The following is an 8,860-nucleotide window of genomic DNA, read 5'->3' as shown; positions in this document are numbered from 1 at the left end:
GGGGTGCTGTTGGCCGGGTGGGCGATCGGCATCGGGCTGTCCTGGGTCCTGGTCGAGATGTTCCCGCGCTCGCTGGCCGTCGAGGACCGGCTGTTCTACGTGGTGAACCGGGTGGTCGGATTCGCCGTCGCCGACCCCGGCTCGTTCGTGGGCCGGCCGCACGTCTTCCTTAACGCGCTCTTCGGCTTGTTCAGCGCGATGGCGCTGATCGCCGCGGCGATCGTGCTGTTCCAATCACAGCGCGCCGAAAATGCACTCACCGGCGAGGACGAATCCGCCATCCGCGGGCTGCTCGAGCTGTACGGCAAGGACGACTCCTTGGGCTACTTCGCCACTCGCCGAGACAAGTCGGTGGTTTTCGCGCCGACCGGCCGCGCCGCGATCACCTACCGCGTCGAGGTCGGAGTCTGTCTGGCCAGCGGAGACCCGATAGGTGACCCACGTGCGTGGCCGCAGGCCATCGACGCCTGGTTGGCGCAATGCCAGACCTACGGCTGGACGCCAGGGAATATGGGTGCCAGTTCGGCGGGGGCAAGAGCGTTTCGCCAGGCCGGCCTGAACGCGCTGGAACTGGGCGACGAGGCCATTCTGCACACCGCCGACTTCGGGCTCTCGGGCCGAGAGATGCGCGGGGTGCGCCAGGCCGTGACGCGGGCGCGCCGTGCCGAGCTCACGGTGCGCATCCGCCGACACCGCGACATCGAGCATGACGAGATGAAGCGGGTGCTCGCATACGCGGATGCATGGCGAGACACCCAAACCGAGCGCGGGTTCTCGATGGCGCTGGGCCGGCTCGGCGACCCGGCCGATGGCGACTGCCTGCTGGTCGAAGCCGTCAAACCCGACGACACTGTGGTCGCGATGCTTTCGCTGGTGCCCTGGGGTCGCAACGGCGTTTCGCTCGATCTGATGCGTCGTGCTCCGGAATCCCCCAACGGGACTATCGAGCTGATGATCACCGAGCTTGCCCTACACGCAGAACGCCTAGGCATCAGCCGTATTTCGCTGAACTTCGCGATGTTCAGGTCCGCGTTCGAACAGGGCGCCCAACTGGGCGCCGGTCCAGTGGCGCGATTGTGGCGCGGATTCTTGATCTTCTTCTCGCGGTGGTGGCAGTTAGAGACGCTGTATCGCTCGAACACGAAATATCAACCCGACTGGGTGCCTCGCTACGCCTGCTACGAGGACGCTCGGATGATCCCCCGGGTGGGCGTCGCCTCGGTGATCGCCGAGGGCTTCCTGGTGCTGCCATTCACTCGGCGCAAGGAACACCACACCGGGCATCACCCGTCGGTGCCGCCGACGCTGTTGGCGAGCGGGCTCTTGCATCGCGACGGCTCGGCACCGGACGTCGACGAGTTGCAGCGGACCGACCTGGCAGCAGGCGAGAACGGCAACCGCCGGCTGCCAGAACAAATGCGAGTCCGGCTGTCCAAGCTAAAGATGCTGCAGAACAGCGGAGTTGACGCCTACCCGGTCGGCCAGGCTCCCAGCCACACGATCGCCCAGGCATTGGGTAGCGACGACCAGACGACGGTGTCGGTTTCCGGACGCGTGCTGCGCATCCGGGATTTCGGCGGTGTGCTGTTCGCCCAGCTGCGCGACTGGTCAGCGGAAGCGCAACTGCTGCTGGAGAATTCAGTTCTGGAACGCGGGCGCACCAGGGATTTCACCAAGGCCATCGATCTCGGCGATCTGGTCGAAGTGACTGGGGAGATGGGATACAGCAAAACCGGGACCCGGTCACTGATGGTCCGCAACTGGCGATTGATCGGCAAGTGTCTGCGGCCGCTGCCCAACAAGTGGAAGGGACTCACCGATCCGGAAGCGCGAGTACGCAGCCGCTATGTCGACCTGGCGATCAATGCCGAATCGCGCGAGCTGATCGCGGCTCGCAGCAGCGTGCTGCGCGCCATCAGAGAAACCTTGAACGCCAAGGGTTTCCTGGAAGTCGAGACGCCGATCCTGCAACAAATTCACGGCGGTGCCACCGCTCGCCCGTTCAGCACCCACATCAACAGCTACGACCTCGACCTGTACCTGCGGATTGCGCCCGAGCTGTATCTGAAGCGGCTATGCGTCGGCGGTGTGGAGCGGGTGTTCGAGCTGGGCCGCGCGTTCCGCAACGAGGGCGTCGATTTCAGCCACAATCCGGAGTTCACCCTGCTGGAGGCCTATCAGGCGCACGCCGACTACACCGATTGGATCGACGGCTGCCGGGAGCTGATCCAAAACGCTGCCCAGGCCGCGAACGGCGCGCAGGTGGTGATGCGGCCCCGCCCGGGCGCGACCGGTGGTGGCTTCGAAGCGGTCGACATCTCCGGTGTGTGGCCGGTGAAGACTGTGCACGAGGCGTTATCCGAGGCGCTCGGTGAGCAGATCGACGCCGATACCAGTTTGGCCACGCTGCGCAAACTGTCCGACGCCGCACACATCCCCTATCTGGCGCGCTGGGACGCCGGCGCGGTGGTGCTGGAGCTCTACGAGCATCTGGTCGAGGCTCGAACCGAGCAACCGACCTTCTACATCGACTTCCCCTTGTCAGTGTCGCCGCTGACCCGACCACATCGCAGTAAAGCCGGCATCGCCGAACGCTGGGATTTGGTGGCATGGGGCGTCGAGCTGGGCACCGCCTACAGCGAGCTCACTGACCCGGTGGAGCAGCGGCGCCGCCTGCAGGAGCAGTCCCTGCTGGCCGCCGGCGGGGATCCCGAAGCCATGGAGCTCGACGAGGACTTTCTGCAGGCGATGGAATACGCGATGCCGCCCACCGGAGGTCTGGGGATGGGGGTCGACCGCGTCGTCATGCTCATCACTGGCCGCAGCATCCGCGAGACGCTGCCGTTCCCCCTGGCGAAGCCGCGATAGCCGACGCCACATCGCGCCGAGTACCGGTTGCACAACCGATCGACGAAAGTTGTGCTCAAAGCGCCCAACAACCACCACAATGGACTACGTGACGGGTTCACCGACGATCCTCGCGTTCTCGGTGCTGGCAGAGCACCACACGTCACTGATGCACGGCTGGATTCCGGGCACGGTCCAGGCCGTCACCGTGACGGTGCTGCTGCTGGCGATCGGGTGGCGATCGCGCCGCTGGCGGCTGCTGTGGCTGCCGGCGGCGGTGGCCGTCGGCGCCGGAGTGGCTGCTTGGGCGCACTGGTACATCACCGCCGGCGGCCTTGCCGACGACCCGGCGCCGCACCTGTTGTGGTGGTGGATCGCCTCCAGCGCCGCCGCTGTGGTGCTCTCGGTCCTGGGCTGGCGGTCGGCGGCCTGGTGGCGGCGGGGCGCATCGCTGCTGGCCGTGCCGTTGTGCCTACTCAGCACGGGTCTGGTGCTCAACCTGTGGGTCGGCTACTTCCCGACCGTGCAGACCGCGTTGAACCAGCTCACCGCCGGGCCGCTGCCCGACCAGACGGACCTGGCCACCGTCACCGCTATGGCGGCCCGGGGCGTTGCGCCCCAACACGGCAGCCTGGTGCCGGTGACGATCCCCGACGACGCGTCGCACTTCAAGCATCGCGGTGAACTGGTTTACCTGCCGCCGGCATGGTTTGCCACTTCTCCGCCGCCACAGCTGCCGACGGTGATGATGATCGGCGGAGAGTTCAACACGCCCGGCGACTGGGCTCGGGCCGGCAATGCGGTGAAGACGATCGATGACCTGGCGGCCGGACACGACGGCAACGCTCCGGTGTTCGTCTTCGTGGACTCCGGCGGAGCGTTCAACAACGACACCGAATGCGTCAACGGGAGCCGCGGCAACGCAGCCGACCATCTGACTAAAGACGTTGTCCCATATATGGTTTCGAACTTCGGCGTCAGCCCGCAAGCGTCACACTGGGGCGTCGTCGGCTGGTCCATGGGCGGGACTTGCGCGGTGGATCTCACGGTCATGCACCCCGAGTTGTTCAGCTCGTTTGTCGACATCGCCGGCAACATGGGCCCAGACGCCGGCACCAAGGCGCAGTCCATCGTTCGGTTGTTCGGCGGCCGCACCGACGCGTGGGAAAAGTTCGACCCGGCCACCGTGATCACCAGGCACGGCCGATACGACGATGTCTCGGGCTGGTTCGACATTTCGTCGGATAACGCGCCGAAACGGTATCGCAGTCTCTCGGTCGACGACGGCGCGGTGGGCCTCGGCGGTCAAGACCATATCGGCTACTCGAACGATCAGACCGATGCCGCCGAGCGGCTATGCAAAGTGGGCCGCGCCCACGGCATCGACTGCGCGATCGTCGCCCAGCCGGGCAAACACGACTGGCCGTTCGCAAGTAGGGCTTTCGCTGCGGCGCTGCCCTGGCTGGCCAGCCAGTTGGACACGCCCGGGGTGCCGTGGATCGGCCTGCCGTCCGCGTCGCCGCTGCGGATGTCGGCTCCGGGTCCGCGCGCTGTGCCCGTCGGCAGGTGACCGGGTGATGGCACGGGTAGCGTGAAACCGTGCCCGATGAGCCGACGAGTTCCGCCGCCGAGCCCGACGTCGACCCCGGTTACACCAGCTCCGGCGTTCCGACGTTCGAGTCGGTCCGCGAAAAGATCGAGACGCGATACGAGACGTCAATCGGCGCAGCTGAATTGGATGCCGAGACCCCCGAGGGCCGCGACGTGGAGAAGCAGTACGAGGAGCGGGAGCAGGCAGCTGCCGAGCGGTTGGCCCAAATCCGTAAATCGATGCGCGAGGGCAGTTAGGCGCTGACCTTTCGCCGCCGGTTTGACCGCCGCGGTGCGCCGGTCGATGCCCCAGTGCCGCCGAGTGTTTCGGCAAGGAACTTGCCGGTGTAGCTTTCCGGCACCGCGGCGATGTCATCGGGCGTGCCCTCGGCGACGATGGTCCCGCCTTCGGCACCGCCCTCCGGTCCCATGTCGATGATCCAGTCCGACGTCTTGATCACGTCCAGGTTGTGTTCGATGACGATCACCGTATTCCCTTTGTCGACAAGGCCGTTGATGACGTCCAGCAACTTGCGGATGTCGTCGAAGTGCAAACCGGTGGTGGGCTCGTCGAGGATGTACACGGTGCGCCCGGTGGAGCGCTTCTGCAACTCCGATGCCAGCTTCACGCGCTGCGCCTCGCCGCCGGACAGCGTGGGCGCCGGCTGACCGAGCCGCACATAGCCGAGGCCGACATCGACCAGGGTCTGCAGATAGCGGTGGATGCCGGTGATCGGCTGGAAGAACTCCGCGGCCTCCTCGATCGACATGTCCAAGACCTCGGCGATGGTCTTGCCCTTGTAGTGCACCTCAAGGGTTTCCCGGTTGTAGCGGGCGCCATGACACACCTCGCACGGCACGTACACGTCGGGCAGGAAGTTCATCTCGATCTTGATGGTGCCGTCGCCGGTGCACGCCTCGCAGCGACCGCCCTTGACGTTGAACGAGAAGCGGCCCGGTTGATAGCCGCGGACCTTGGCCTCGGTGGTCGCGGCGAAAAGAGTGCGGATCTTGTCGAAGACCCCGGTGTAGGTGGCCGGGTTGGATCGTGGTGTGCGACCGATCGGCGACTGGTCGACGCGGACCAGCTTGTCCACATGGTCCAGGCCGGTGACGCGGACATGCCGGCCGGGGACCTGCCGGGCTCCGTTGAGCCGGTTCGCCAGCACCGCGGCCAGGATGTCGTTGACCAGGGTCGACTTGCCGGACCCGGATACACCGGTGACCGACGTCAGCACGCCGAGCGGAAACGACACGTCGATGTTGCGCAGATTGTGCTCGTGTGCGCCGACGACCATGAGCCGACGTCGCTTGTCAACAGGACGCCGGATCGCCGGAGTCTCGATGCTTTGCTCGCCGGACAGATAGGCGCCGGTGATCGACTCTTTGTTGCGCAGTAACTCGTCATAGGTCCCGCTGTGCACGATACGGCCGCCGTGCTCGCCCGCCCTGGGTCCGATGTCGACGATCCAGTCGGCATGCGCGATGGTGTCCAAGTCGTGCTCGACGACGATCAGCGTATTGCCCAAATCCCTTAAGCGGGTGAGCGTTTCGATGAGGCGCCGGTTGTCTCGCTGGTGCAGGCCGATCGACGGCTCATCGAGCACATACAGCACTCCCACCAGACCGGAGCCAATCTGGGTGGCCAGCCGAATCCGTTGCGCCTCACCGCCGGACAGCGTGGCCGCCGCACGGGACAGCGACAAATACTCCAGCCCGACGTCGAGCAAAAAGCCCAGCCGCGACTGTATTTCTTTGAGCACCTGCCCGGCGATCGCTTGTTCGCGGGTACCGAGGGTAAGCGCGTTCAGGAAGTCCGCGCAGTCTGAGATGGATAGTTCGCAGACCTCGGCGATGGACTTTTTGCCGTGCTTTCCCGCGGCCAGGGTGACCGCCAGGATCTCCGGCTTGAGCCGAGTGCCCTCACACACCGGGCAGGGCACGTCGCGCATGAAGCCCTCGTAACGCTCCTTCATCAGCTCGGATTCGGTCTGGTCCATCTTGCGCTGCAGGAACGCCAGCACACCTTCGAAGTCGGCGTAGTAGGACCGGGTACGGCCGTAACGGTTGCGGTAGCGGACGTGCACCTGCTCGTCGCAGCCCTCCAGGATCGCCTTGCGCGCCTTGGCCGGTAGCTTGCGCCACGGCGTGTTGACGTCGAAGCCCATCGCCTCGCCGAGGCTGGCCAACATCCGGGTGAAGTACTCCGCGGTGTGGCCCATCGACCATGGCGCGACCGCGCCTTCGGCCAGCGTGCGATCCGGGTCGGGCACTACCAGGTCGGGGTCGACCTCCTTGCGGATCCCCAGACCGGCGCACTCCGGGCAGGCGCCATATGGCGAGTTGAACGAGAACGACCGCGGCTCCAGGTCGTCGACGGCCAGCGAGTGCCCGTTGGGGCAGGCGAGCTTCTCGGAGAACCGCTGCTCCCGGTTGTGCGCATCGTGCTCATGGTCGACAAATTCCAGCACCACGATGCCGTCCGCCAAATTCAGCGCGGTTTCCACCGAATCGGTGAGCCGTTGCTTGGCGGTGAGCTTGACCGTCAGGCGGTCCACCACCACCTCGATATCGTGCTTTTCCTGCTTCTTCAGCTTGGGCGGATCGGTCAGCGAGTGCACCACGCCGTCGACCCGGACGCGGCTGTAGCCCTGCGCGTTGAGCTTCTCGAAGAGGTCGGCGAACTCGCCCTTGCGGGTGCGCACCACCGGGGCGAGCACCTGAAATCGGGTGCCTTCGGGCATCGCCAGCACCTGATCAACGATTTGTTGCGGGGTCTGCCGGGCGATCCGTTCGCCGCAGACCGGGCAGTGCGGAGAGCCCGCGCGGGCATACAGCAGCCGCAGGTAGTCGTACACCTCGGTGATCGTCCCGACCGTCGACCGCGGGTTGCGGTTGGTCGACTTTTGGTCGATGGACACCGCCGGCGACAGCCCTTCGATGAAGTCGACATCGGGCTTGTCCATCTGCCCCAAGAACTGCCGGGCATAGGCCGACAGCGATTCCACGTAACGTCGTTGGCCCTCGGCGAAGATGGTGTCGAACGCCAGCGACGACTTGCCTGAACCGGACAGCCCGGTAAAAACAATCAGCGCTTCGCGCGGCAAATCAAGATCGACGCTGCGTAGGTTGTGCTCACGCGCACCCTTGACGATCAGGCGGTCAGCCACCGGGTCCCTTCCGGGTCGTTCAGCGGTCATTATGGACGGCTCATCACACACGTCATTCCCATGCTATGTGCCCATACCGACAAGCAGGCGCGGACCAGTACCGTGGCGCTTATGACGACCGTCGACGACAACTACACGGGGCATGTCGATCCGGGTACAGCCGCCAAACGCATTCTGCCGGGCGTATCCATCCTGAAGGCGTCGGTGGGCCCCATGGACAACAACGCCTACCTAGTGACGTGTTCCGCGACCGGGGAAACGTTGCTGATCGACGCGGCCAACGACCCCGACGTGCTCATCGACCTGGTGCAAAACCACGCTCCGAAGGTCTCGCTGATCGTCACCAGCCACCAGCATTTCGACCACTGGCAGGCGCTGGAAGCCTTAGCGCAGGCCACCGGCGCGCCGACCGCCGCACACCAGATCGACGCCGACCCGCTGCCGGTGAAGCCGGACCGCCTGTTGACCGGCGGCGACACCGTGCAGATCGGTGAGCTGACGTTCGAGGTGATCCATTTGCGCGGCCACACCCCCGGATCCATTGCGCTCGCGCTTGACGGTCCCGCCACCGGCGACGTCACCCAGCTGTTCACCGGCGACTGCCTGTTCCCGGGCGGCGTCGGCAAGACCTGGCAACCCGGCGACTTCACCCAGCTGCTCGAGGACGTGACCACCCGAGTGTTCGATGTCTACGGCGACTCCACCGTCGTCTATCCCGGCCACGGTGACGACACCACGTTGGGTGCCGAGCGCCCGAGCCTGGCAGAGTGGCGCGAGCGCGGCTGGTGAATCGCGGCCGCGAAACCGTTCAGCGCGGTGACGTGTGCAGATCCCGGTGGCCAGGGATCGACCGATCCGACGTGGTCGCGGAGATCACCCGAAGGGCTTGGGATGATCACCCAAGGTGCGGTAAGCGGGGTGGGCGAGCGGCGTGAGGCCCTCCTGCTGCGCCACTTTGGCAAGGAGCTCGCGCAACGCGTCGCATTGTTCGGGGTCAAGCCCGGATACCAGCCGACGCTCCCGCTGGCGGGATAGCTCGGAAAGCTCAGCAATCAGCTGTCTTCCCGCTTCGGTGAGGTAAAGGGCGTGCAGACGGCGGTCAGTCTGGTGGCGGCGGCGCTCGACGTAGCCTCGCTTCTCGAGGTCGTCGACGTAGCCAACGATCCGGCTGGCAGTCACGCCGAGATGAGCGCTGAGGGCCTGCTGGCATTGACCCGACTGTGCCGCGATGGCACGCATGATTCCGGCGTGCG

At 65.7% G+C, this 8,860-nt stretch carries 6 protein-coding genes; 4 read left to right on the top strand and 2 right to left on the bottom strand.

Annotation, left to right across the window (positions count from 1 at the left end; genetic code table 11):
- The 3 genes from lysX to WAN71_RS04860 all read left to right on the top strand — a co-directional run.
- On the top strand, positions 1–2,868 hold a 2,868-nt coding region (lysX, locus tag WAN71_RS04870; RefSeq protein ID WP_422224246.1), incomplete at its 5' end, for a bifunctional lysylphosphatidylglycerol synthetase/lysine--tRNA ligase LysX.
- A 79-nt stretch (positions 2,869–2,947) separates the two neighbouring features.
- Positions 2,948–4,417 carry an alpha/beta hydrolase gene (locus WAN71_RS04865; protein ID WP_422224245.1) on the top strand — a complete coding sequence of 490 codons (1,470 nt, stop codon included), beginning with the start codon at positions 2,948–2,950 and terminating at the stop codon, positions 4,415–4,417.
- A 29-nt stretch (positions 4,418–4,446) separates the two neighbouring features.
- Complete coding sequence (locus WAN71_RS04860) at positions 4,447–4,695, top strand: hypothetical protein (RefSeq protein WP_422224244.1); 249 nt, start codon at positions 4,447–4,449, stop codon at positions 4,693–4,695.
- Here the strand turns inward: WAN71_RS04860 and uvrA are convergent.
- Complete coding sequence (uvrA, locus tag WAN71_RS04855) at positions 4,692–7,607, bottom strand: excinuclease ABC subunit UvrA (protein ID WP_422224247.1); 2,916 nt, start codon at positions 7,605–7,607, stop codon at positions 4,692–4,694. The genes WAN71_RS04860 and uvrA overlap by 4 nt on opposite strands.
- A gap of 111 nt (positions 7,608–7,718) precedes the next feature.
- Between uvrA and WAN71_RS04850 the strand changes: the two genes are divergently transcribed.
- Positions 7,719–8,396 carry an MBL fold metallo-hydrolase gene (locus WAN71_RS04850; RefSeq protein WP_422224243.1) on the top strand — a complete coding sequence of 226 codons (678 nt, stop codon included), beginning with the start codon at positions 7,719–7,721 and terminating at the stop codon, positions 8,394–8,396.
- Positions 8,397–8,480: 84 nt separating this feature from the next.
- Here WAN71_RS04850 and WAN71_RS04845 read toward each other — a convergent pair.
- A partial coding sequence (locus tag WAN71_RS04845; protein WP_422224242.1) for a MarR family winged helix-turn-helix transcriptional regulator occupies positions 8,481–8,860 on the bottom strand: 380 nt, incomplete at its 5' end.

The sequence above is a fragment of the Mycobacterium sp. genome, assembly GCF_049280035.1.
In the GTDB taxonomy this organism is placed as follows: Bacteria; Actinomycetota; Actinomycetes; order Mycobacteriales; family Mycobacteriaceae; genus Mycobacterium.
Note: the sequence above shows the minus strand (reverse complement) of the source record. Positions and strands in the feature narration are given on the sequence as shown.

Coding starts and splice junctions, on each gene's coding strand:
- WAN71_RS04865 (WP_422224245.1), top strand. CDS start 2,948: ATGGACTACGTGACGGGTTCACCGACGATCCTCGCGTTCTCGGTGCTG.
- WAN71_RS04850 (WP_422224243.1), top strand. CDS start 7,719: ATGACGACCGTCGACGACAACTACACGGGGCATGTCGATCCGGGTACA.